22 protein-coding genes are annotated in these 21,126 nt (G+C 74.4%); 3 read left to right on the top strand and 19 right to left on the bottom strand.

Annotated features, from left to right (window positions below; genetic code table 11):
- Window positions 1-76: 76 nt before the first annotated feature.
- From coaBC to pyrR, 11 genes are all read right to left on the bottom strand, one after another.
- Complete coding sequence (coaBC, locus tag ACI79H_RS15210) at window positions 77-1,300, bottom strand: bifunctional phosphopantothenoylcysteine decarboxylase/phosphopantothenate--cysteine ligase CoaBC (protein ID WP_456555243.1); 1,224 nt, start codon at window positions 1,298-1,300, stop codon at window positions 77-79.
- A gap of 77 nt (window positions 1,301-1,377) precedes the next feature.
- A complete protein-coding gene (gene rpoZ, locus ACI79H_RS15205; RefSeq protein ID WP_012949163.1) occupies window positions 1,378-1,641 on the bottom strand; it encodes a DNA-directed RNA polymerase subunit omega in 264 nt (87 codons plus the stop codon).
- 34 nt (window positions 1,642-1,675) lie between these two features.
- Entirely contained in the window at window positions 1,676-2,263 is a 588-nt protein-coding gene (gene gmk / locus ACI79H_RS15200; RefSeq protein ID WP_456555242.1) for a guanylate kinase, read from the bottom strand.
- 42 nt (window positions 2,264-2,305) lie between these two features.
- The gene (gene mihF / locus ACI79H_RS15195; RefSeq protein ID WP_456555241.1) at window positions 2,306-2,632 is read right to left on the bottom strand and encodes an integration host factor, actinobacterial type; all 327 of its coding nucleotides are present in this window, start codon (window positions 2,630-2,632) and stop codon (window positions 2,306-2,308) included.
- Window positions 2,633-2,933: 301 nt separating this feature from the next.
- The gene (pyrF, locus tag ACI79H_RS15190) at window positions 2,934-3,740 is read right to left on the bottom strand and encodes an orotidine-5'-phosphate decarboxylase (RefSeq protein ID WP_456555240.1); all 807 of its coding nucleotides are present in this window, start codon (window positions 3,738-3,740) and stop codon (window positions 2,934-2,936) included.
- Window positions 3,737-5,089 (bottom strand): dihydroorotate oxidase, encoded by a 1,353-nt coding sequence (locus tag ACI79H_RS15185; protein ID WP_456555239.1) that lies wholly within the window; start codon window positions 5,087-5,089, stop codon window positions 3,737-3,739. Before ACI79H_RS15185 ends, pyrF begins: the two co-directional genes overlap by 4 nt.
- Window positions 5,086-8,385: a carbamoyl-phosphate synthase large subunit gene (gene carB, locus ACI79H_RS15180; RefSeq protein ID WP_456555238.1), complete on the bottom strand. Its 3,300-nt coding sequence runs from the start codon at window positions 8,383-8,385 to the stop codon at window positions 5,086-5,088. The genes ACI79H_RS15185 and carB overlap by 4 nt, the downstream gene beginning before the upstream one ends.
- Window positions 8,378-9,487: a glutamine-hydrolyzing carbamoyl-phosphate synthase small subunit gene (carA, locus tag ACI79H_RS15175; RefSeq protein WP_456555237.1), complete on the bottom strand. Its 1,110-nt coding sequence runs from the start codon at window positions 9,485-9,487 to the stop codon at window positions 8,378-8,380. The genes carB and carA overlap by 8 nt, the downstream gene beginning before the upstream one ends.
- Window positions 9,484-10,773: a dihydroorotase gene (locus ACI79H_RS15170; RefSeq protein ID WP_456555236.1), complete on the bottom strand. Its 1,290-nt coding sequence runs from the start codon at window positions 10,771-10,773 to the stop codon at window positions 9,484-9,486. The genes carA and ACI79H_RS15170 overlap by 4 nt, the downstream gene beginning before the upstream one ends.
- Window positions 10,770-11,690: an aspartate carbamoyltransferase catalytic subunit gene (locus ACI79H_RS15165; protein WP_456555235.1), complete on the bottom strand. Its 921-nt coding sequence runs from the start codon at window positions 11,688-11,690 to the stop codon at window positions 10,770-10,772. Before ACI79H_RS15165 ends, ACI79H_RS15170 begins: the two co-directional genes overlap by 4 nt.
- Entirely contained in the window at window positions 11,687-12,325 is a 639-nt protein-coding gene (pyrR, locus tag ACI79H_RS15160; RefSeq protein WP_456555234.1) for a bifunctional pyr operon transcriptional regulator/uracil phosphoribosyltransferase PyrR, read from the bottom strand. Before pyrR ends, ACI79H_RS15165 begins: the two co-directional genes overlap by 4 nt.
- A gap of 226 nt (window positions 12,326-12,551) precedes the next feature.
- Here pyrR and bldD point away from each other — a divergent pair, with 226 nt between their 5' ends.
- From bldD to ACI79H_RS15145, 3 genes are all read left to right on the top strand, one after another.
- Window positions 12,552-13,106 (top strand): transcriptional regulator BldD, encoded by a 555-nt coding sequence (gene bldD / locus ACI79H_RS15155; protein ID WP_456555233.1) that lies wholly within the window; start codon window positions 12,552-12,554, stop codon window positions 13,104-13,106.
- 85 nt (window positions 13,107-13,191) lie between these two features.
- Window positions 13,192-14,127 (top strand): ABC transporter ATP-binding protein, encoded by a 936-nt coding sequence (locus tag ACI79H_RS15150; RefSeq protein ID WP_456555232.1) that lies wholly within the window; start codon window positions 13,192-13,194, stop codon window positions 14,125-14,127.
- Window positions 14,124-15,170: an ABC transporter permease subunit gene (locus tag ACI79H_RS15145; RefSeq protein ID WP_456555231.1), complete on the top strand. Its 1,047-nt coding sequence runs from the start codon at window positions 14,124-14,126 to the stop codon at window positions 15,168-15,170. The genes ACI79H_RS15150 and ACI79H_RS15145 overlap by 4 nt, the downstream gene beginning before the upstream one ends.
- Window positions 15,171-15,182: 12 nt before the next feature.
- Here ACI79H_RS15145 and ACI79H_RS15140 read toward each other — a convergent pair whose 3' ends face one another.
- The 8 genes from ACI79H_RS15140 to aroC are packed head-to-tail and all read right to left on the bottom strand — an operon-like array spanning window position 15,183 to window position 21,103.
- On the bottom strand, window positions 15,183-15,746 hold the full coding sequence (locus ACI79H_RS15140; RefSeq protein WP_456555230.1) for a hypothetical protein: 564 nt from the start codon (window positions 15,744-15,746) through the stop codon (window positions 15,183-15,185).
- A gap of 5 nt (window positions 15,747-15,751) precedes the next feature.
- On the bottom strand, window positions 15,752-16,159 hold the full coding sequence (gene nusB / locus ACI79H_RS15135) for a transcription antitermination factor NusB (protein ID WP_456555229.1): 408 nt from the start codon (window positions 16,157-16,159) through the stop codon (window positions 15,752-15,754).
- Window positions 16,160-16,175: 16 nt separating this feature from the next.
- Window positions 16,176-16,736: an elongation factor P gene (efp, locus tag ACI79H_RS15130; protein WP_456555228.1), complete on the bottom strand. Its 561-nt coding sequence runs from the start codon at window positions 16,734-16,736 to the stop codon at window positions 16,176-16,178.
- A complete protein-coding gene (locus ACI79H_RS15125; protein WP_456555227.1) occupies window positions 16,737-17,867 on the bottom strand; it encodes a M24 family metallopeptidase in 1,131 nt (376 codons plus the stop codon).
- Entirely contained in the window at window positions 17,864-18,298 is a 435-nt protein-coding gene (gene aroQ, locus ACI79H_RS15120) for a type II 3-dehydroquinate dehydratase (protein WP_456555226.1), read from the bottom strand. The genes ACI79H_RS15125 and aroQ overlap by 4 nt, the downstream gene beginning before the upstream one ends.
- The gene (aroB, locus tag ACI79H_RS15115) at window positions 18,295-19,380 is read right to left on the bottom strand and encodes a 3-dehydroquinate synthase (RefSeq protein ID WP_456555225.1); all 1,086 of its coding nucleotides are present in this window, start codon (window positions 19,378-19,380) and stop codon (window positions 18,295-18,297) included. Before aroB ends, aroQ begins: the two co-directional genes overlap by 4 nt.
- The gene (locus ACI79H_RS15110) at window positions 19,377-19,916 is read right to left on the bottom strand and encodes a shikimate kinase (protein ID WP_456555224.1); all 540 of its coding nucleotides are present in this window, start codon (window positions 19,914-19,916) and stop codon (window positions 19,377-19,379) included. The genes aroB and ACI79H_RS15110 overlap by 4 nt, the downstream gene beginning before the upstream one ends.
- Entirely contained in the window at window positions 19,913-21,103 is a 1,191-nt protein-coding gene (aroC, locus tag ACI79H_RS15105; RefSeq protein ID WP_456555223.1) for a chorismate synthase, read from the bottom strand. Before aroC ends, ACI79H_RS15110 begins: the two co-directional genes overlap by 4 nt.
- Between the last annotated feature and the right edge of the window lie 23 nt (window positions 21,104-21,126).

The following is a 21,126-nucleotide window of genomic DNA, read 5'->3' as shown; positions in this document are numbered from 1 at the left end:
CCGCTGGCACGACTCGGTGCGCACGTTACCCGGCCGGGCCCCGCGGACGGGCAGTGCCCGGGGACCGGGAGGAGGACTACCCCCGCGCGGGGGACAGCCGCGCAGCCACCGCGGTCCAGATGCCGGCGGCGATGGCGTCCTTGGGGCCGAGCGCGATCTCGGTCGCGCTCCCGTCCGCGGCGAGGACGACGACGGCGTTGTCGGCCCGGCCGAACACCTGCCCCCCGGAGACGTCGTTGACCACCAGCAGGTCGCAGCCCTTGCGGGCGAGCTTGGCGCGGGCGTGGGTGAGCACGTCGGCGTCGGCGTCGCCGGTCTCGGCCGCGAACCCGATCACCAGCTGCCCGGGCGACCGCTTCGCGACCAGCTCGGCGAGGACGTCGGCGTTGCGGACCAGCGGCACCGAGTCCGGCTCCCCCGCCGAGTCCTTCTTCATCTTCGCGCCGGCCACCGTGGCGGGCCGGAAGTCCGCGACCGCGGCGCTCATGACCACGACGTCGGCGCCCTCGGCCTGCTCGTGCATCGCCGTCCGCAGCTCCTCGGCCGTGCCCACCGGCACCACCCGGACGCCGAACGGGACCGGCAGCTCGACGTTGGCGGCGACCAGCACGACCTCCGCCCCCCGGGCCGCGGCGACCCGGGCCAGCGCCCAGCCCTGCTTGCCCGACGACCGGTTGCCCAGGTAGCGCACCGGGTCCAGCGGCTCGCGGGTGCCGCCGGCGCTGATGACCACGCGGCGGCCGGCGAGGTCCTGCGCGAGCGCGCCGGCGCCGGACTCCAGCACGACGGCGGCCAGCGCGGCGATGTCCGCGGGCTCGGGCAGCCGGCCGGGGCCGGAGTCCGGTCCGGTGAGCCGGCCGACGGCCGGCGGCAGCACGACCGCGCCGCGGCGGCGCAGGGTGGCGACGTTGTCCTGCGTGGCCGGGTGCAGCCACATCTCCGTGTGCATCGCCGGCACGAAGACCACCGGGCAGTGCGCGGTGAGCAACGTGGCGGTGAGCAGGTCGTCGGCCCGGCCGGCGGCGGCGCGGGCGAGCAGGTCGGCGGTCGCCGGGGCGACGACGACCAGGTCGGCCTCCTGGCCGATGCGGACGTGCGCCACCTCGTCGACGTCGGACCACACGTCCGTCGTCACCGGGTTGCCCGACAGCGCCTCGAAGGTCGCGGCGCCGACGAAGTGCAGCGCGCTCGGCGTGGGGACGACCCGCACGTCGTGCCCGGCCTCGGTGAACGCGCGCAGCAGCAGCGCCGCCTTGTACGCGGCCACGCCGCCGCTCACGCCCAGCACGATCCTGCTCATGCGCTCATCCTGCCGCAGACGCGACGACGCCCCCGGCCGGAGCCGGGGGCGTCGTCATCACTTCTGGGGTGGCCGGGTCAGTTCTCGCCGGCGGTGTGGGTCAGCAGACCCTCGTTGATCTCGCGGAGCGCGATCGACAGCGGCTTCTCCTGCGGAGCGGTGTCGACCAGCGGGCCCACGTACTCCAGCAGGCCCTCGGAGAGCTGGCTGTAGTAGGCGTTGATCTGGCGCGCGCGCTTGGCGGCGAAGATGACCAGGCCGTACTTGCTGCTGGTGCGCTCGAGCAGCTCGTCGATCGGCGGGTTGGTGATGCCCTCGGGGGCGGGTGCGACTCCGGACACGGGCGGGCGTGCTCCTCATTCGATGGCGGGGGCGCTACTCCCCCGGTACGAGTCCGGGCGAGGGCGCAGTCAGCAAGCCTACCAACTCGTCGGCGGCCCGGGCGACGTCGTCGTTGACGACCACCGCGTCGAACTCCCCGGCGGCGTCCAGCTCGGCCTGCGCGATCGCCAGCCGGGCCTCCTGCACGGCGGCCGGCTCCGAGCCGCGGCCGGCCAGCCGGCTGACCAGCTCGGCCCACGACGGCGGCGCCAGGAACACCAGCTGCGCCTCGGGGGCGCGGGCCCGCACCTGCCGTGCGCCCTGCAGCTCGATCTCCAGCAGCGCGGGGGCGCCGGCGGCCAGCTGCTCGCGCACGGGGGCCACCGGGGTGCCGTAGCGGTTGCCCGCGTACTCGGCCCACTCCAGCAGCCCGTCGGTGGCGATCAGCCGGTCGAACTCGGCGCCGTCCACGAAGTGGTAGTGGACGCCGTCGACCTCACCGGGCCGGGGACGGCGGGTGGTCGCGGACACCGACACCCACACGTCGGGGTGCCTCCGCCGGACCTCGGCGACCACGGTGCCCTTGCCGACCCCCGAGGGTCCGGAGAGCACGGTGAGCCGTGCCGGTGCCTTCGCTGCCACTCGTCGTCCCCGTCCGGGTCGTGCGTGCTGCGGGGACGGGCGTCAGTCGACCTTCTCGCTGGCGAACTCCGTCTCCAGCGCACGGCGCTGGTTGGCGCCCAGGCCCCGGACGCGGCGCGTCGGGGAGATCTCCAGGCGTTCCATGATCTTCGCAGCCCGGGCCTTGCCGACGCCGGGGAGGGACTCGAGGACCGCCGAGACGCGCATCTTGCCGATGACCTCGTCGGTCTCGCCCTGCTTGAGGACGTCGCCGACGGTGGCGCCCTTGCTCTTGAGCCGCTCGCGCAGCTCGGCGCGCGCCTTGCGGGCGGCGGCGGCCTTCTCGAGTGCGGCGGCGCGCTGCTCCGGGGACAGGTCGGGAAGGGGCATGGTGCAACCCAATCGTGTCGTCGTCGGCGGTGAGGCCGGCGGGGTCTGTACACGGAATCAAGTGGTGTCGGACGACGTGCGGGTCGAGCCTCGCGATCAACGTCCTCCCGGGCAAATCCGCAGGTCAAGGTGTCTGCGCGCGGCTCGCTCCGGGCCCGTTCACAGGCCGTTCACCATGCCGCTCACCCACCGTCATCACCGCAGGTCACGGGAGTTCCAGACGGTACCGTTCCGAACCGCGCCCGCCCGCCGCGCGACCCGGCCGCGGCCCGACACGCCGGTGGGCGACACGCCGACGGCCTCAGCCCGCGAGCGCCGCCGTCCACCGGTCCGCCGCCGCCCGCAGCGCGGCGACGTCCGGACCCGCGGCGAGCACGTCCCGGGACACCGACGGCACGACGACGGTCCCCGGACCGAACAGCCGGCGCAGGTCCCCGGGCGCGCCGCCCTGCGCGCCCAGCCCGGGCGCGAGCACCGGCCCGCCCAGGCCCGCCAGGTCGACGTCGAGCTCCCGCAGCGTCGCGCCCACGACGACGCCGAAGGAGCCCGTGGGGGTCGCGGCGTTCCAGCCGCGGACGGTGTCGACGACGCGCTGCGCGACCGAGGGCTCCCCCACCAGCTGCAGCGATCCGGCATCCGGGTTGGAGGTGCGGGCCAGCACGAAGACGCCGGCGCCGTGCTCGCGGGCGGTGTCGACGGCCGGCTGCAGCGACCCCGCCCCCAGGAAGGGGCTCACCGTCATCGCGTCGACCGCGAGGGGGTGGCCGGGGGTCAGGTAGCCGGCGTAGGCGTCCATCGTCGAGCCGATGTCGCCGCGCTTGGCGTCCAGGAGCACCAGCGCCCCGGCCGCGCGGGCGCGCGCCACGCCGTCCTCCAGGACGGCGAGGCCTCGGGAACCGTGCCGCTCGTAGAAGGCCGCCTGCGGCTTGAGGACGGCGACCGAGCCGGCCAGCGCGTCGACGACGGCGTCGGTGAAGCGGGCCAGCCCCTCGGGCGAGTCCGGCAGGCCCCAGGCCGCCAGGAGGGGCGCGTGCGGGTCGATGCCCACGCACAGCGGCCCGCGGGCGGCGACGGCGTCGGCGAGGCGCTGTCCGAACGGTGCGGTCACGGGTCCTCCACGGCTCGGGGCAGGGTGGTCCCCAACCGGGCGACGCACGCCGCCGCCAGGAAGGGATCGGCGAAGGCGCCGGCCGCGGACTGCACCGAGTCGGCGCCGGCGGCGAACAGCGCCGCGAAGGACTCCGGATCGGTGACCCCGCCCATCGCCAGGACGTCGAAGTGCACCCCGCCCGACGCGCGCAGCCCGACCAGCCGCCGGGTGAAGTCCAGCGCCGGCTCCCGGACCGCGATCCCCGAGAGCCCGGCGAGCTCGCGCCCGGGGAAGGTGGGGCTGCCGTCGCTGCGCCGCACGCGGCTCTGCACGGTGTTGATCCCGGCGATGCCGTCGACCAGCGGCGCCAGCCGCGGCACGAGCGCGGACAGGCGCGGCTCGTCGAGCCAGGAGAGCTTGGCGACCAGGCCGGTGCGGTCGTCCAGGGCGCGGCGGACGTGCTCGACCACCGCGACGGTGGCGTCGGGGTCCAGGCACAACGGCGGCTTCACGCCGGTCGCCGAGCGGTCGAGGGTGTTGGGGCAGGACAGGTTCAGCTCCACCACGGTGGCCCCGGCGTCCTGCGCCAGCAGCGCGGTGCGGGCGAAGTCCTCCGCGAGGTCGTCACCCTCCCCCATCACGCTCACCAGCAGCAGCTGCTCGTCCCCGACGGCGGCCAGGGCGCGCGCGAGGTCGGCCGTCCACTCCTCCGGCTCCGGCGACGGGACGCCGAAGGAGTTGACGCTGCTCACCGCCGGCGAGCCGGGCGGCACCCAGTCCCAGGGGTCGGCGACGACGTCGGCGTCCGCACCCGGGGCCAGGCTCGCCGTCTCCCGGGCCGCGAAGGCCCAGTTGGGCTGCTCGTTGGGCGCGTGCGCCCGGCTGCGCACCGTCTTGTAGGTGAGCACGTTCCAGCCGTTGGCGACGTTGTGCCGCACCCACGCCTCGCTGCCGTTGAGCACGCACGCCGGGACGCCGATCGGGAAGCCGACCGTCCGCCCGAGCAGCGGCCAGCGCCGGCCGCCCGCGGTGGGCCGCTCGGGCAGCCGCGGCCCCAGCGGGCGCGCCAGGTTCTCCCGGAACCCGCCCAGGACGTCGTAGGCCGGCGTCGGCAGCCCGTGGTCGGCGAGCACGTCGGACCGCCGCGCGAAGTACAGGACCCGGCCCAGCAGCGGCAGGTCCGCCTCGTCGACCTCGCCGGACGCCAGGCGCCCGGCGAGGTCGGCGACGCCGGCGGTGAGGGCGTCGAGCTCCGGTCGCGGCGGCGGCCCGGAGCGGGTCACCCCGGCGAGGAACGCCGAGGGCAGCTCCTCGACCAGGCCGCGGGCGACCAGGTCGTCCCGCAGCCGGCGGACCGGTGGGCTCACGCCTGCGTCCCCGCCGCCAAGGCCGCGTGCACCTCCTGCAGGCTGCGGACGCCGATCCCACCCTGCCGGAGCGCCTCGATGCCCTGGACCGCGGCCGCCATGCCCTGAACCGTCGTGATGCAGGGGATGCCGGCGGCCACCGCGGCGGTGCGGATCTCGTACCCGTCCAGCCGCGGGCCGCTGTTGCCCGGCGCCCCGTAGGGCGTGTTCACGACCATGTCGACGTGCCCCGCGAGGATCGCCTCGACCACGTTGCCCGAGCCCTCGCTGAACTTGCCGACGACCTCCGCGGCCACGCCGTTGCGGCGCAGCACCTGGGCGGTGCCGGCGGTCGCCAGCACCCGGAAGCCGAGGTCGGCCAGCCGCTTGACCGGGAAGATCGCATTGCGCTTGTCCCGGTTGGCCAGCGAGACGAACACCGTGCCGCCGGTGGGCAGCGTGCCGTAGGCGGCCGCCTGCGACTTGGCGAACGCGGTGCCGAACTCGGCGTCCAGGCCCATGACCTCGCCGGTGGACTTCATCTCCGGGGAGAGCACGGTGTCGACGCCGTGGCCCTCGACGGTGCGGAACCGGTGGAAGGGCAGCACGGCCTCCTTCACCGCGATCGGCGCATCGTCGGGCAGGTCGATGCCGTCGCCGCTCGCCGGGAGGACGCCGGCCGCGCGCAGCTCGGCGATGGTCTCCCCGACGGCGATGCGGGCCGCGGCCTTGGCCAGCTGCACCGCGGTCGCCTTCGAGACGAAGGGCACCGTGCGGCTGGCTCGGGGGTTGGCCTCGATCACGAACAGGATGTCGTCCTTGATGGCGTACTGGACGTTCATCAACCCGCGGACGCCGATCCGGGCGGCCAGCTTCTCGGTCGCGGCCCGGATCTTCAGCAGGTCCGCGGTACCCAGGGTGATCGGCGGGAGGGCGCACGCCGAGTCGCCGGAGTGGATGCCGGCCTCCTCGATGTGCTCCATGACGCCACCCAGGTAGAGGTCGGTGCCGTCGTAGAGCGCGTCGACGTCGATCTCGACGGCGTCCTCGAGGAACCGGTCCACGAGCACCGGGTGGTCCACGCTGACGTCGGTCGCCTTGGCGATGTAGGCCTCGAGCGTGGCGTCGTCGTAGACGATCTCCATGCCCCGGCCGCCCAGCACGTAGGAGGGCCGGACCAGCACCGGGTAGCCGATCTCGGCGGCGATGTCGCGGGCCTCGGGGAAGGTCGTGGCCATCGCGTGCTTGGGCGCGAGCAGGCCGGTGTCGGACAGGACCCGGCTGAACGCCCCGCGGTCCTCGGCGTCGTCGATCGCCTCGGGCGAGGTGCCCAGCACCGGGACGCCGGCGTCCTTGAGCCGCTGGGCCAGCGCCAGCGGCGTCTGCCCGCCGAGGGTGCAGATGACCCCGGCGACCGGGCCGGCGGCGCGCTCGGCCTCGACCACCTCCAGGACGTCCTCGAAGGTCAGCGGCTCGAAGTAGAGGCGGTCGGCGGTGTCGTAGTCGGTGGAGACGGTCTCCGGGTTGCAGTTGACCATCACCGCCTCGTAGCCGGCGTCCTGCAGCGCCATCACCGCGTGCACGCAGGAGTAGTCGAACTCGATGCCCTGCCCGATGCGGTTCGGCCCCGAGCCCAGGATCAGCACCGCCGGCTTCTCGCGCGGCTCGACCTCGGTCTCCTCGTCGTAGGACGAGTAGTGGTACGGCGTGCGGGCGGCGAACTCGCCGGCGCAGGTGTCGACGGTCTTGTAGACCGGCCGGATGCCCTGCCGCCAGCGCAGCGAGCGGACGCCGTCCTCCCCGGCCAGCTCCGGGCGCAGCGCCGCGATCTGCCGGTCGGACAGGCCGTACCGCTTGGCCCGGCGCAGCACCTCCGGCGTGAGCGACGCCGCGGTGCGCACCGCCTCCCCCACCTCGCGGACCAGTGCGATCTGGTCGACGAACCACGGGTCGAAACCACTGGCAGCCGCGACCTCCTCGACGGTCGCACCGGCGGCCAGCGCCGCCTCGGCCGTGTAGAGGCGGCCGTCGACCGGCGTCCGCAGCGCCTCCAGCAGCTCGTCTGCCGAGCGCTCGTCCGCCGCGCCGGTCCAGAAGCCGGCCACCTTGGTCTCGGTGGAGCGCATCGCCTTGCCCAGCGCCTCGGCGAAGTTGCGGCCCATCGACATGACCTCGCCGACGCTCTTCATCGTCGTCGTCAGGCGGGGGTCGGCGCCGGGGAACTTCTCGAACGCGAAGCGCGGGATCTTCACGACGACGTAGTCCAGCGTCGGTTCGAACGCGGCCGGGGTGACGCCGGTGATGTCGTTGGTGATCTCGTCCAGCGTGTAGCCGATGGCCAGCTTCGCGGCGATCTTGGCGATCGGGAAGCCGGTGGCCTTGGACGCGAGCGCGCTGGACCGGGAGACCCGCGGGTTCATCTCGATGACGACCAGCCGGCCGTCGGCGGGGTTGACGGCGAACTGGATGTTGCAGCCGCCGGTGTCCACGCCGACCTCGCGCAGCACGGCGATGCCGACGTCGCGCATCCGCTGGTACTCGACGTCGGTCAGGGTCATCGCCGGCGCGACGGTGACCGAGTCGCCGGTGTGCACGCCCATCGCGTCGATGTTCTCGATCGAGCAGATGACGACGACGTTGTCGCTGCGGTCGCGCATCAGCTCGAGCTCGTACTCCTTCCACCCCAGCACCGACTCCTCGATGAGGACGGTGTGGACCGGGGAGTCGGCCAGCCCGTGGGAGGCCATGCGGCGCAGCATCGCCTCGTCGGTCGCGAAACCCGAGCCCAGGCCGCCCATGGTGAAGCTGGGCCGGATGACGACCGGGTAGCCGACCTCCTCGGCGGTCTCGATCGCCTCCTCGACGGTGGCGCAGACCCGCGACCGGGGGGCGTCGGCGCCGATGGACCGGACGATGTCCTTGAACAGCTGCCGGTCCTCGCCGCGGTTGATCGCGTCGACGTCGGCGCCGATGAGCTGCACGCCGTACTTCTCCAGGACGCCGTTCTGGTACAGCCCGATCGCGATGTTGAGCGCGGTCTGCCCGCCGAGGGTGGCCAGCAGCGCGTCGGGGCGCTCCTTGGCGATGACCTTCTCGACGAACTCGGGGGTCAGCGGCTCCACGTAGGTGGCGTCGGCGACGTCGGGGTCGGTCATGATCGTCGCCGGGTTGCTGTTGACCAGGCTCACCCGCAGGCCCTCGGACCGCAGGACGCGGCAGGCCTGCGTGCCGGAGTAGTCGAACTCGGCGGCCTGCCCGATGAGGATCGGGCCGGAGCCGATGACCAGGACGTGCTCGAGATCGGTGCGCTTAGGCACGCTTGTTCTCCTCCATGAGGTCGACGAAGCGCTGGAACAGCGGCGCGGCGTCGTGCGGACCGGCGGCCGACTCGGGGTGGAACTGGACGCTGAAGGCCGGGGTGTCCAGCAGCCGCAGGCCCTCGACCACGTCGTCGTTGAGGCCGACGTGGCTGACCTCCACCGGGCCGTACGGGGTGTCGGTGGGCCGGTCGAGCGGCGCGTCGACGGCGAAGCCGTGGTTGTGGCTGGTGACCCGGACCGTGCCGCTGACCCGGTCGAGCACCGGCTGGTTGAGGCCGCGGTGGCCGAACCGCAGCTTGTAGGTGCCCAAGCCCAGCGCGCGGCCCAGGATCTGGTTGCCGAAGCAGATGCCGAACAGCGGGCGTCGGGCGTCGAGCACGCCCCGCACCGCCTCGACCGCGTAGTCGGCGGCGGCCGGGTCGCCGGGGCCGTTGGAGAGGAACACCCCGTCCGGGCCGGCGGCGAGCAGCTCCTCGGCGGTGGCGGTCGAGGGCAGCACGTGGGTCTCGACGCCGAGCTCGGCCAGGTGCCGCGGGGTGGCGGTCTTGATGCCGAGGTCCAGCGCGGCGATCGTGTAGCGCTTCTCCCCCACCGCGGGGACGACGTAGGCCTCGCCGGTGCTGACCGTCGGCGCCAGGTCCGCGCCGGTCATGCCCGCCGCGGCGGTGACGCGGGCGAGCAGCTCGTCGGCCCCCAGCTCGGTGCTGATCCCGGCGCGCATCGCGCCCCGGTCGCGCAGGTGGCGGGTCAGCGCGCGGGTGTCGATGCCGCTGATGCCGACGATCCCGTGGGCGGCGAGCTCGTCGTCGAGGGTCCCGGTCGCGCGCCAGTTCGACGTCCGCCGGGCGGGGTCGCGCACGACGAACCCGGCCGGCCACATGCGGCGGCTCTCGTCGTCCTCCCCGTTCACGCCGGTGTTGCCGATGTGCGGGGCCGTCATGGTGACGATCTGACCGGCGTAGCTGGGGTCGGTGAGGGTCTCCTGGTAGCCGGTCATGCCGGTCGCGAACACCGCCTCGCCGACCGTCGTCCCGGCCGCGCCGTAGGCCTCGCCGCGGAACGTGCGCCCGTCCTCGAGCACGAGCACCGCTTCTGTCACTTCACTGCCTTTCCGTCCAGGACGGTCGCCGTTCCGCGCAGGAAGGTGGCGACCACGCGGCCGGGGAGCTCCCGGCCGGCGTAGGGGCTGTTGCGGCTGCGGCTGGCCAGGGCCGCCGGGTCGACCGTCGACCGGCTCGCGGGGTCGACCAGCACCAGGTTGGCCGGCTCGCCGGGGGCCAGCGGGCGGCCCTGCTCGGCGAGGCGGCCGATCCGCGCGGGGCGCACCGACATGCGGTCGGCGACGCCGGCCCAGTCGAGCCGGCCCGGCTCGACCATGGTCTCGATGACCACGGAGAGCGCCTGCTCCAGCCCGAGCATGCCGGGCCGGGCCTGCGCCCACTCGCTCTCCTTGTCCTCGACCGCGTGCGGGGCGTGGTCGGTGCCGACGGCGTCGATCGTGCCGTCGGCCAGTCCGTCCCGCACGGCTGCCACGTCACGTTCTGTCCGGAGCGGCGGGTTGACCTTGAACACCGGGTCGTAGGACTCCGCGCAGGCGTCGGTCAGCAGCAGGTGGTGCGGGGTGACCTCGGCGGTGACCTGGACGCCGCGGGACTTCGCCCAGCGCAGGATCTCCACCGAGCCGGCCGTGGAGACGTGGCAGACGTGCAGCCGCGCCCCGACGTGCTCGGCCAAGAGCACGTCGCGGGCGATGATCGCCTCCTCCGCGGCGGCCGGCCAGCCGGTCAGGCCGAGCTTCGCCGAGCGGTCGCCCTCGTGCATCTGCGCGCCGACGGTGAGCCGCGGCTCCTCCGCGTGCTGGGCGACCACGCCGTCGAACGCCTTCACGTACTCCAGCGCGCGGCGCATCAGCGCGGGGTCGGACACGCAGTGCCCGTCGTCGGAGAAGACCCGCACCCGGGCCGCGGAGTCGGCCATGGCGCCGAGCTCGGCCAGCCGCTCGCCGGCCAGCCCGACGGTGACCGCCCCCACCGGGACGACGTCGACCAGCCCGGCCTCCTGGCCCAGCCGCCAGACCTGCTCGACGACGCCGGCGGTGTCGGCGACCGGGTCGGTGTTGGCCATCGCGTGCACGGCGGTGAACCCGCCGAGCGCGGCGGCCCGGCTGCCGGTCTCGACGGTCTCGGCGTCCTCGCGGCCGGGCTCGCGGAGGTGGGTGTGCAGGTCGACCAGGCCGGGCAGCGCGACGAGCCCGGCCGCCTCGACGACCTCGGCGCCGGTCGCCGACAGCTCCTCGCCGATGGCGGCGATCCGGCCGTCGACCAGCAGGATGTCGGCGGGGTCACCGCCCAGCGGCCGCGCCCCCCTGATCAGGTACGTGGTCATGCGGGCGAGCCTCCGAGCAGCAGGTAGAGCACGGCCATGCGGGTGGAGACCCCGTTCGCGACCTGCTCGACGATCGTGGAGCGGACGGAGTCGGCCACCTCGGCGGCGATCTCCATCCCGCGGTTCATCGGGCCGGGGTGCATGACGATCGCGTCGTCGGGCAGCGCGGCCATCCGGCGGGCGTCCAGGCCGTAGCGGCGGCTGTACTCGCGGGCGCTCGGGAAGAACGAGGCGTTCATCCGCTCGGCCTGCACGCGCAGCATCATCACCACGTCGACCTTGGGCAGCACGGCGTCCAGGTCGTAGGAGACCTCCGCCGGCCAGCTGCCGACGCCGACCGGCAGCAGCGTGGGCGGCGCCACCAGCGTGACCTCCGCGCCCAGGGTGTGCAGCAGCCCGACGTTGGAGCGCGCGACGCGGCTGTGCAGCACGTCGCCGACGACCGCCACCCGCACCCCCTCGAGCCGGCCCAGCCGCTGCCGGATCGTGTAGGCGTCCAGCAGAGCCTGCGTGGGGTGCTCGTGGGTGCCGTCGCCGGCGTTGACCACGCTGCCCCGCACCCAGTGCGCCAGCCGGTGCGGCGCCCCGGACGCCGAGTGGCGGACGACGACGGCGTCGGCGCCCATGGCCTCCAGGGTCAGCGCGGTGTCCTTAAGGCTCTCGCCCTTGGAGACGCTGCTGCCCTTCGCCGAGAAGTTGATGACGTCGGCGGAGAGCCGCTTGGCGGCCAGCTCGAAGGAGATGCGGGTGCGGGTGGAGTCCTCGTAGAAGAGGTTCACCACCGTGCGGCCACGCAGCGTCGGGAGCTTCTTGACCTCGCGACCGGCCAGCGCCCGGTCGATCTGCGCCGCGGTGTCGAGCACCAGCGTCGCGTCGTCCCGGTCGAGGTCGGCCGCCTCCAGCAGGTGCCGCTTCATCGCTCGTCCACCCGCCCCGCCGCCCCGTCCGTCACGAGGACCTCGTCCACGCCGTCGGTCTCGGCCAGGTGCACCCGCACCTTCTGGCTGCGCGAGGTGGGCACGTTCTTGCCCACCAGGTCCGCGCGGATCGGCAGCTCGCGGTGGCCCCGGTCGACCAGGACCGCGAGCTGCACCGCCTGCGGCCGGCCGAGGTCGCGCAGGGCGTCCAGCGCCGCGCGCACCGAGCGACCCGAGTAGAGGACGTCGTCGACCAGGACGACGAGCCGGTCGTCGATGCCGCGGTCGGGCAGCACCGTCGGCTCCAGCGCCCGCACGCCCTGGCGCCGCAGGTCGTCGCGGTACAGCGTGATGTCGACCGTCCCGACGTCCACCGACCGCTGCGAGAACGCCTCGATGCGCGCCGCGAGGCGCCGGGCGAGCGGGGCGCCGCGGGTGGGGATCCCGACGAGGACGAGACCGTCCAGGCCGGCCGCCTCATCACCGGGCGCCGCGGCGGCGGCCGCGCGCTCGATGAGCTGGTGGGCCATCCGGTCGACCGTGCGGGCGACGTCGGCGGCGGAGAGGAGCTGTCCTGCCGACGGGTCGCCGACCGACGGCGCCGCGTTCCGGGCAGGCTCGGCAGAGCTGGCCATCAGGCCTCCTTCCCCGCCTCACGGGACGGGTCGTTAAAGGAGTGGGTGGACCTGCCCCGACGGTAGCGCACCGCCCCGCCGGCTCCCGCGCCGGTGCGGAGCCGCTGGTGGAGCGCCCGTGAGTTCCACGCACGGCGCGTGACCGGGTGTTGCGGGCGCGGCAGGACCAGTACGCTCTGTGACGATCAGGACCATCCCCCGACGACGGACAGTGAGCAGGAACGCGATGAGCACCGACTACTCACGGGCCCTGGGCGCCCGGCTCCGCGCCATCCGCAACCAGCAGGGCCTGTCCCTGCAGGGTGTCGAGGACAAGTCGCACGGCCGCTGGAAGGCAGTCGTCGTCGGCTCCTACGAGCGCGGCGACCGCGCGGTCACCGTCCAGCGGCTCTCCGAGCTCGCCGTCTTCTACGGCGTGCCCGTCTCCGAGCTGCTGCCCGACCCGCGGCCGAGCTCCGCGGTGACCTCCAGCAGCAAGATCGTGCTGAACCTCGAGTCGCTGGGCTCGCTGCCTGCGGACGAGGCCGGCCCGCTGGCCCGCTACGCCTCCACCATCCAGGCGCAGCGACACGACTACAACGGCAAGGTCCTCTCGATCCGCGCCGAGGACCTCAAGTCGCTGGCGATCATCTACGACATGAGCCCCGACGAGCTGACCTCGCGGCTCATCGAGTGGGGGGTCATCTCGGCCGGCATGGACAGCGTCGTGGGCTTCGGCGGGTCCGAGGACGACGACGAGGAGATCGACCCGAACTGGGAGCGCCGCCGCTCCCCGCGCTGAGCGATGACAGGGGCCCCCGCCGATCCGGTGGGGGCCCCTTCGTGTCGTTGCGTCCCACGGGCGCCCCCCGTGCCAGGGTGCAGCCATGCCGGCCGTGCAGCTGTCCGCGGTGTCCAAGACCTACCGGCGGCGGGGGCGCCCGCCGCACCGGGCCCTGGACTCCCTGGATCTCCTCGTCGAGACCGGCGGCGTGCACGGCTTCCTCGGCCCGAACGGCTCGGGCAAGACGACGACGATCCGCGTGCTGCTCGGCCTGGTGTCCGCCGACGCGGGCAGCGGGGAGATCCGGCTGCTGGACCGCCCCGTGCCCGCCGCCCTCCCCGAGGTCATCGGCTCGGTGGGGGCGCTGGTGGAGACCCCGCTGTTCTTCCCCGGCTTCACCGGCCGGCTCAACCTGCAGCTCCTGGCCGAGGCCGCGGGCCTCCCACGGACGCGCGTCGACGAGTGCCTCGAGCTGGTCGACCTCACCGACCGCGCCGAGGACCGGTTCAAGGGCTACTCGCTCGGCATGAAGCAGCGGCTCGGCATCGCCGCAGCGCTGCTCAAGCAGCCGCGGCTGCTGATCCTGGACGAGCCGAGCAACGGCCTGGACCCGGCGGGCATCCGCGACGTCCGCGAGCTGATCCGGCGGCTCGGACGCGACGGCCGGACCACGGTGCTGCTCTCCTCGCACCTGCTCGCGGAGATCCAGCAGGTCTGCGACTCGGTGTCGATCCTGGCCCGCGGGCGCTGCGTCGCCTCCGGGCCGGTCGGGGAGGTCCTGGCCAGCCGCGGCTCCGGCGACGTGCTGGTGCAGGTCGCCGAGCCCGCCACCGCCGCCGGCGTGCTGCGGGGCGCCGGGTTCTCCGTCTCCCCCGCCGAGGGCGCGCTGCTGGTGCACGCCGTGACCGCACCCAGCGAGATCACCCGCGCGCTGGCCGGCGCCGGCCTCTACGTCGAGGAGCTGAGACGGGTGACCCCCGACCTGGAGAGCGCCTTCCTCGCCATCACCGGCGACGAGCACGGCGGGACGCCGGAATGAGCGCCCTCGTGGAGCAGCCCCCCGCCCGTCCGGACGGCACCGGCGCGTCCCGGGCCGGCTTCGGCAGCCTGCTGCGCTCGGAGATCCACCGCTTCCGCTCGCGCCGGTTCATCCAGCTGGTGCTCGTCCTCGCCCTGGTCGGCTGGGTCGTGGCCACCGTCGTCGCGGTCACCCAGCACGGGAACCCCGGGCCCGACGAGATCGCCCGCGCCGAGCAGCAGATCGCCGCCGACCTGGAGATGAACGAGGAGTTCCGGCAGGACTGCCTGGCCGAGGCGGACATCCCCGCCGGCACCTCGCCCGACGACTTCTGCGGGCCGCAGCAGGACCGTGACGACTACGAGCTGGCCTGGTACCTCGACGAGGCGCCGTTCGACCTCGCCGCCTCCGGGACCACCGGCGCGCTCGCCTTCGCCGGCATCGCCGCCGTCGTCGCAGCCCTCATCGGGGCGACCTGGATCGGCGCGGAGTGGTCGACCCGGTCGCTGGTCGCGCTGCTGTTCTGGGTGCCCCGCCGGATGCAGGTGGTGGCCGCGAAGCTCGTCGTCCTCACGGGTGCGGCGGCCGTTCTCGGTGTGGTGGCGCAGGCGGCCTGGCTGGCGATGGCCGGCATCCTGCGGGCCGCCGTCGGCCTGGACGCCGCGCTGCCGGCCGGGTTCTGGGGCGACCTGCTGCAGACCCAGGCCCGCGGCGTGCTGCTCACCGTGCTCGCGGCGCTGCTGGCCTTCGGGCTCACGAACCTGGTGCGCAACACCGGAGCCGCGCTGGGCAACGCCTTCGTCTACCTGGTGGTCGTGGAGAACCTGGTGCGCGGCATCCGGCCGCTGTGGCAACCCTGGCTGCTCAGCGAGAACGCCCTCGCGCTCGTGCAGCAGGGCGGCTCGACGATCTACGTCTACGAGGGCCGGCCGGACGTGAACGGCGTCGTCGAGCCCGTCGAGTACCACCTCGGCCACCTGCAGGCCGGCGTGTTCCTCGGCGTCGTCACGCTGGTCGTCGTCGGCGTCGGCGCCCTCCTGTTCGCGAAGCGCGACCTGCAGTAGGACCGGAGCGCGTCAGGGGAAGCGCAGGACGCGGGGGCGGCGGGGGTCGGTGTTGTCCACCAGCACGTCGGCGCGCGCCTCGGGGTCGGCCTCGGCACGGTAGAGCTCCTGCGCGGGCAGGTAGCGGCCGCGGTACCGGCGCTCCACCTCGACGGCCGAACCGAACAGCGCGGTGTCCCGCTCGAGCGCGCGCCGCAGCACCTCCTCGTCGCCCACGCGCAGGTGGACGGCGAAGGTCCACAGGTCGCGCAGCTCCGGGCGCAGCAGGAAGACCCCGTCCGCGACCACCGGGACGCCCGCGGGGCCGGCCCGGCAGGCGGCCGTGAAGGCCGCCAGGTCGTGGGTGTCGCGGTAGCAGCCCGCGGGCGAGAGCTCGCCGCGGGCGTACCGCTCGGCGCGCGGGCGCTGGTGGTCGTCGATCGACACGCGGTGCACGGGACCGCCGATGGCAGCGGCGAGCTCGTCGGCGAGCGTGGTCTTGCCCGCCGCGTCGGGGCCGTCGATGCCCACCAGCACCCGGTCGTCCCGGGCGCGCTGGTCAGCGACGACAGCCACGAGCCGCCCGACCAGGTCCACGCGACTCAGCTGGTGGGGACTTCCGCCTGCAGGATCGCGCCCAGGACGCCGTTGACGTACGCCGGCGAGTCGTCGGTGGACAGCGTCTTGGCCAGCTCCACCGCCTCGTCGATCACCACGGCGTCGGGCACGTCGTCGGCCCACAGGAGCTCGAAGACCGCCATGCGCAGGATCGCGCGGTCGACGTCGGGCAGCCGGTCGAGCGACCAGCCGGACGCGTGGGCGTCGATCAGCGCGTCGATGCGCGCCGCGTGCTCGTCGACGCCCTCGACCAGCCGGATCGAGTGCTCGGGCACCGGCGGGTTGCCGTCGGCGACGCGCTCGGCGAGCAGGGACCGCCGCTCGCGGCCCCGGACGTCGGCCTCGTAGAGGACGTCGACAGCGCGCTTGCGGGCCTTGGTGCGGGCAGCCATGGGGAGAGCCGCTGGGTCAGTTGGCCCGGCCGAGGTACCGGCCGTCCCGGGTGTCGACCTTGAGCTTCTCGCCGGTGGTGATGAACAGCGGGACCTGGATCTCCGCGCCGGTCTCCAGCGTCGCGGGCTTCGTGCCGCCGGTGGAGCGGTCGCCCTGCAGACCCGGATCGGTGTGCTGGACCACGAGCTCCAGGGTGACCGGGAGCTCCACGTAGAGCGGCACGCCCTCGTTGACCGCGACCATGGCCTCGGTGTTCTCCAGCATGTAGTCCGCGGCGCCGCCGACCGTCGCCGCGGGCACCGTGATCTGGTCGAACGTGTCGCCGTCCATGAAGACGAAGTCGGCGCCGTCCTTGTACAGGAAGGTCATGTTCCGCTTGTCGACGGTGGCCGTCTCGACCTTCAGGCCGGCGTTGAACGTCTTGTCGACGACCTTGCCCGAGAGCACGTTCTTCAGCGTGGTGCGCACGAAGGCGCCGCCCTTGCCCGGCTTCACGTGCTGGAAGTCGGTGACGGTCCAGAGCTGGCCGTCCAGCTTGAGGACGATGCCGTTCTTCAGGTCGTTGGTGGTAGCCATCTAGAGGACCAGCAGTTCCTTGCTCGTGAGGGTCAACAACTCGGGCGCGTCGTCCGTGACTATCAAGGTGTCCTCGATCCGGACACCGCCGCGGCCGGGCAGGTAGACGCCCGGCTCCACGGTGACGGCCATGCCGGCGGCCAGCGTACCCGCGCCCAGCGGGCCGATGCCGGGCGCCTCGTGGATCTCCAGCCCCACGCCGTGCCCGAGGCCGTGGGTGAAGTGGTCGGCGTGACCGGCCGCGGCGATCACCCCGCGGGACGCCGCGTCGACGGCGACGACCTCGGTGCCGACCGCCAGTGCCGCGCGCCCGGTCGCCTGCGACTGCGCGACGAGGGCGTAGATCTCGCGCTGCCAGTCCGCCGCGGAGCCCAGGACGACGGTGCGCGTCATGTCCGAGTGGTAGCCCTCGACGGTCGCCCCGAAGTCGAGCTTCAGGAAGTCCCCGGCCTGCAGGACGGTCGCGTCGGGCCGGTGGTGCGGGATGGCCGAGTTGGCGCCGGCGGCGACGATGGTCTCGAACGACGGCGCCTCCGCGCCCAGGGCGAGCATGCGGGCGTCGAGCTCGCGGCCGACCTCCAGCTCGGTGCGCCCGGGCCGCAGCGCCCCTTCGGCCACGAGCTCGGCCAGCGCCCGGTCGGCGACCGCGCACGCCCGCCGCAGCGCCTCGATCTCGCCGTCGTCCTTGACCGCCCGCTGCGCCTCGACCGCCCGGCGGATCGACTCCAGCTCCGGCACGGTGCCGCCGTCCGCGGCGTCGGCGAGCACCGCGCGCAGCTGCTCGAAGCCGTCCACCGTGAGGTCGGAGGACTCGAAGCCGAGCCGGCCGGCGCCGGCGCGCACGGCGGCGCGGGCCAGGGCGGGCACGGTGCCGCGGTCCACCAGCACCTCGACGTCGGGCACCTGGGCGGCGGCCTGCGTCGTGTACCGGCCGTCGGTGCCGAACAGGTCGGGCCCGTCGGTGCGCACCAGCAGCGCGCCGTTGGATCCGGTGAAGCCGGTCAGGTAGCGGACGTTGAGCAGGTTGGTGACCAGCACCGCGTCCAGGCCGCGCTCGGCAGCAGTGGCCCGCAGGACGTCGCGGCGGGCGGCTCTGCTGGTGTCCCGCCCCGCCGCCCCGGCCAGGGTCACCGGTGGCCCCGCAGCGACATCCACTGCAGCGCGAGCACGTAGCCCTCGACACCGAGACCGGCGATCACCCCGTCGGCGACGGCGGAGACGTAGGAGTGGTGCCGGAACGGCTCGCGCCGGTGCACGTTGCTGATGTGCACCTCGACCAGCGGCGTGCCCAGCGCCGCGAGGGCGTCGTGCAGCGCGACCGAGGTGTGCGACCAGGACGCCGGGTTGAGGATCACCGGGTGGCCGGCGTCGGTGGCCTCGTGGATCCAGCGCAGCAGCTGGCCCTCGTCGTCGGTCTGGCGCACGACGACGTCGAGCTCCAGCTCGCGGGCGGCGGTCTCGACCAGGTCGACGAGCTGGGCGTAGGTCGTCGTGCCGTAGATCTCCGGCTCGCGGGTGCCGAGCCGGCCGAGGTTGGCGCCGTTGAGCACCTGGATCGTCATGCGTCGTCTCCGTTCGGCGGGGCGGCGGGGTGGGCGGACGAAACGGCTTCCCAGGCGGCGTCGAGCCAGGACTGGTCGGGGTCGGTGAGGATCGTCGGGTTGCCGATGCCGTCGAGGACGACGAACCGCAGCGTGGCGCCGCGGGCCTTCTTGTCCACGCGCATGACCGCCTGCAGCGTCGGCCAGTCGCCGTCGTAGGTGACCGGCAGGCCCATCGCGGCGATGAGCGAGCGGTGCCGCCCGACCTCCTCGGGCGTGAGCAGGCCGGCCTGCCCGGCGAGCTCCGCGGCGAACACCATGCCGACGGCGACGGCCTCGCCGTGCCGCCAGCCGAAGTCCTCGGTCCGCTCGATCGCGTGGCCCAGGGTGTGGCCGTAGTTGAGGAACTCCCGGACGCCGGTGTCGCGCAGGTCCTGGCCCACCGCGTCGGCCTTGACCTGGACGGCGCGGGCGATGAGCTCCTCGGTGTCCCGCCGGCCGCTCGGGTCCGCGGTGAGCAGCCGCAGGATCTCCGCGTCGGCGATGAAGCCGCACTTGACCACCTCGGCCAGGCCGGAGCGGAACTCGGCCTCCGGCAGCCCGGCGAGCGCGTCGGTGTCGGCGAGGACGGCGGCCGGCGGGTGGAACGCACCGACGAGGTTCTTGCCCGCGGAGGTGTTGATGCCGGTCTTCCCGCCGACGGCGGCGTCGACCATGCCGAGCAGGCTCGTGGGCACCTGCACCACGCGCACGCCGCGGGCCCAGGTCGCGGCGAGGAAGCCGGCCAGGTCGGTCACCGCTCCCCCGCCGAGCCCGACGACGGCGTCGGTGCGGGTCAGGCCGAGCCGGCCGAACTGCTCCCAGGCACCTGCGGCTACCTCGGCGGTCTTCGCCGCCTCCCCGTCGGGGACCACCACCGCCTCGGCCGCCACACCGGCGGTCTGCAGCGTCTCGACCGCAGCGCCGGCGGCGGCCGCCAGCGGTGGCGCGTGCACGACGACGGCGCGGGCGGTGCCGTCGAGCACCAGCGCCAGGCGGGCCTGCGCACCGGCGCCGATGAGCACCTCGTAGGGCCGCTCGCCCGGGACCTCGACCTGCCTCATCGGGCGTCCTCCCCGCGCAGCAGCGCGAGCACGTCGACGACGACGTCGTCGGGGGTGCGGCCGCTGGTGGGCACGGTCGCGGTGGCCACCTCGCGGTACAGCGGGGCGCGGTCCTCGAGCATGGTGCGCAGCATGGCGCGCGGGTTGACCGCCAGCAGCGGCCGGTCCCGCGACAGCCCGACGCGCTTGGCCGCCGACCCCAGGTCGACGTCGAGCCAGACCACCGCCCCGCCCGCGCGGCCGTGGGCGACCAGCAGCGCCCGCGTCCCCACGTCCATGACCGCGCCGCCGCCGAGGGCGAGGACGCCGTCGTGCTCGGCCAGCGCGCGCTCCACCGCCGCGCGCTCGAGCGCGCGGAAGTGCGGCTCGCCGTGCTCGAGGAAGAGGTCGGCGACGCTGCTGCCCGTGCCGGTCTCGACGTCCCGGTCGGTGTCGCGGAAGCCGACGCCGAGCGCGGCGGCGACGGCCGTGCCCACGGTCGTCTTGCCCGACGCCGGCGGCCCGACGAGCACCAGCCGCGGCCCCTGCGCGGTCACCGGAGCGGCAGGGAGTCGAGGTAGGCCCGCGCGTTGCGGCGGGTCTCGGCCAGCGAGTCGCCCCCGAACTTCTCGAGGACGGCGTCGGCCAGCACCAGCGCCACCATCGCCTCCATGACCACCGAGCCCCGCGGCACCGCGCAGGCGTCGCTGCGCTGGTTGATGGCCACGGCCGGCTCCTGGGTGGCGACGTCGACGGTCTGCAGCGCGCGCGGCACGGTGCTGATCGGCTTCATCGCCGCGCGCACCCGGACCACCTCGCCGTTGGTCATCCCGCCCTCGATGCCGCCGGCGCGGTCGGTGAGCCGCTGGACGCGCCGCCCGTCCGGGCCGTCGGCGAGCACGATCTCGTCGTGGGCCACCGAGCCGCGGCGCCGGGCGGTCTCCAGACCGTCCCCGACCTCGACGGCCTTGACCGACTGGACGCCCATCAGCGCGCCGGCCAGCCGGGAGTCCAGCCGCCGGTCCCAGTGCACGTGGCTGCCCAGGCCCGGGGGCAGCCCGTGCACGACGACCTCGATGATGCCGCCCAGGGTGTCGCCGTTCTTCCGGACGTCATCGATCTCGGCGACCATGGCCGCGCTCGTGGCGGGGTCCGCGCAGCGCACCGGGTCCTCGTCGAGGGCCGGGTTGTCGCCCGGGCCCGGGACGATCCCGTCGGGAGCGGTCACGGGGCCGATGGCGACCACGTGGCTGACGACCGAGACGTCCAGCGCCTGGCGCAGGAAGGCCTGCGCGATCGCGCCGAGCGCCACGCGGGCGGCGGTCTCGCGGGCGCTGGCCCGCTCCAGCACCGGACGGGCGTCGTCGAAGCCGTACTTCTGCATGCCGGCAAGGTCGGCGTGCCCGGGGCGCGGGCGGGTGAGGGGGGCGTTGCGCGCCTGCCCCTCGAGCACGTCGGCGGCCACCGGGTCGGCGGACATGACCGTCGACCACTTGGGCCACTCCGTGTTGCCCACCTGGACCGCGATCGGGCCGCCCTGGGTGCGGCCGTGCCGCACGCCCCCGGTCAGGGTCACCTCGTCCTGCTCGAAGGACATCCGCGCGCCGCGGCCGTGGCCCAGCCGGCGGCGGGCCAGCTCGCGGTCGAGGTCGGCGGTCTGCACCTCGACCCCGGCGGGCAGCCCCTCCAGGATCGCGGTGAGCTGCTGACCGTGCGATTCACCTGCGGTCAACCAGCGCAACATGCCGGCCAGTCTGCCAGCAGCGC

Source organism: Blastococcus sp. SYSU D01042, from assembly GCF_054050515.1.
The sequence above is the reverse complement of the archived record's forward strand: the minus strand, read 5'-3'. Positions and strand labels throughout refer to the sequence as shown.

Excerpts from the sequence above, each read along its gene's own strand:
- coaBC (WP_456555243.1), bottom strand. The coding sequence starts at position 1,300 with ATGAGCAGGATCGTGCTGGGCGTGAGCGGCGGCGTGGCCGCGTACAAG.
- mihF (WP_456555241.1), bottom strand. The coding sequence starts at position 2,632 with ATGCCCCTTCCCGACCTGTCCCCGGAGCAGCGCGCCGCCGCACTCGAG.
- ACI79H_RS15170 (WP_456555236.1), bottom strand. The coding sequence starts at position 10,773 with ATGACCACGTACCTGATCAGGGGGGCGCGGCCGCTGGGCGGTGACCCC.
- ACI79H_RS15165 (WP_456555235.1), bottom strand. The coding sequence starts at position 11,690 with ATGAAGCGGCACCTGCTGGAGGCGGCCGACCTCGACCGGGACGACGCG.
- pyrR (WP_456555234.1), bottom strand. The coding sequence starts at position 12,325 with ATGGCCAGCTCTGCCGAGCCTGCCCGGAACGCGGCGCCGTCGGTCGGC.
- bldD (WP_456555233.1), top strand. The coding sequence starts at position 12,552 with ATGAGCACCGACTACTCACGGGCCCTGGGCGCCCGGCTCCGCGCCATC.
- ACI79H_RS15150 (WP_456555232.1), top strand. The coding sequence starts at position 13,192 with ATGCCGGCCGTGCAGCTGTCCGCGGTGTCCAAGACCTACCGGCGGCGG.
- ACI79H_RS15145 (WP_456555231.1), top strand. The coding sequence starts at position 14,124 with ATGAGCGCCCTCGTGGAGCAGCCCCCCGCCCGTCCGGACGGCACCGGC.
- nusB (WP_456555229.1), bottom strand. The coding sequence starts at position 16,159 with ATGGCTGCCCGCACCAAGGCCCGCAAGCGCGCTGTCGACGTCCTCTAC.
- efp (WP_456555228.1), bottom strand. The coding sequence starts at position 16,736 with ATGGCTACCACCAACGACCTGAAGAACGGCATCGTCCTCAAGCTGGAC.
- aroQ (WP_456555226.1), bottom strand. The coding sequence starts at position 18,298 with ATGACGATCCAGGTGCTCAACGGCGCCAACCTCGGCCGGCTCGGCACC.
- aroB (WP_456555225.1), bottom strand. The coding sequence starts at position 19,380 with ATGAGGCAGGTCGAGGTCCCGGGCGAGCGGCCCTACGAGGTGCTCATC.
- aroC (WP_456555223.1), bottom strand. The coding sequence starts at position 21,103 with ATGTTGCGCTGGTTGACCGCAGGTGAATCGCACGGTCAGCAGCTCACC.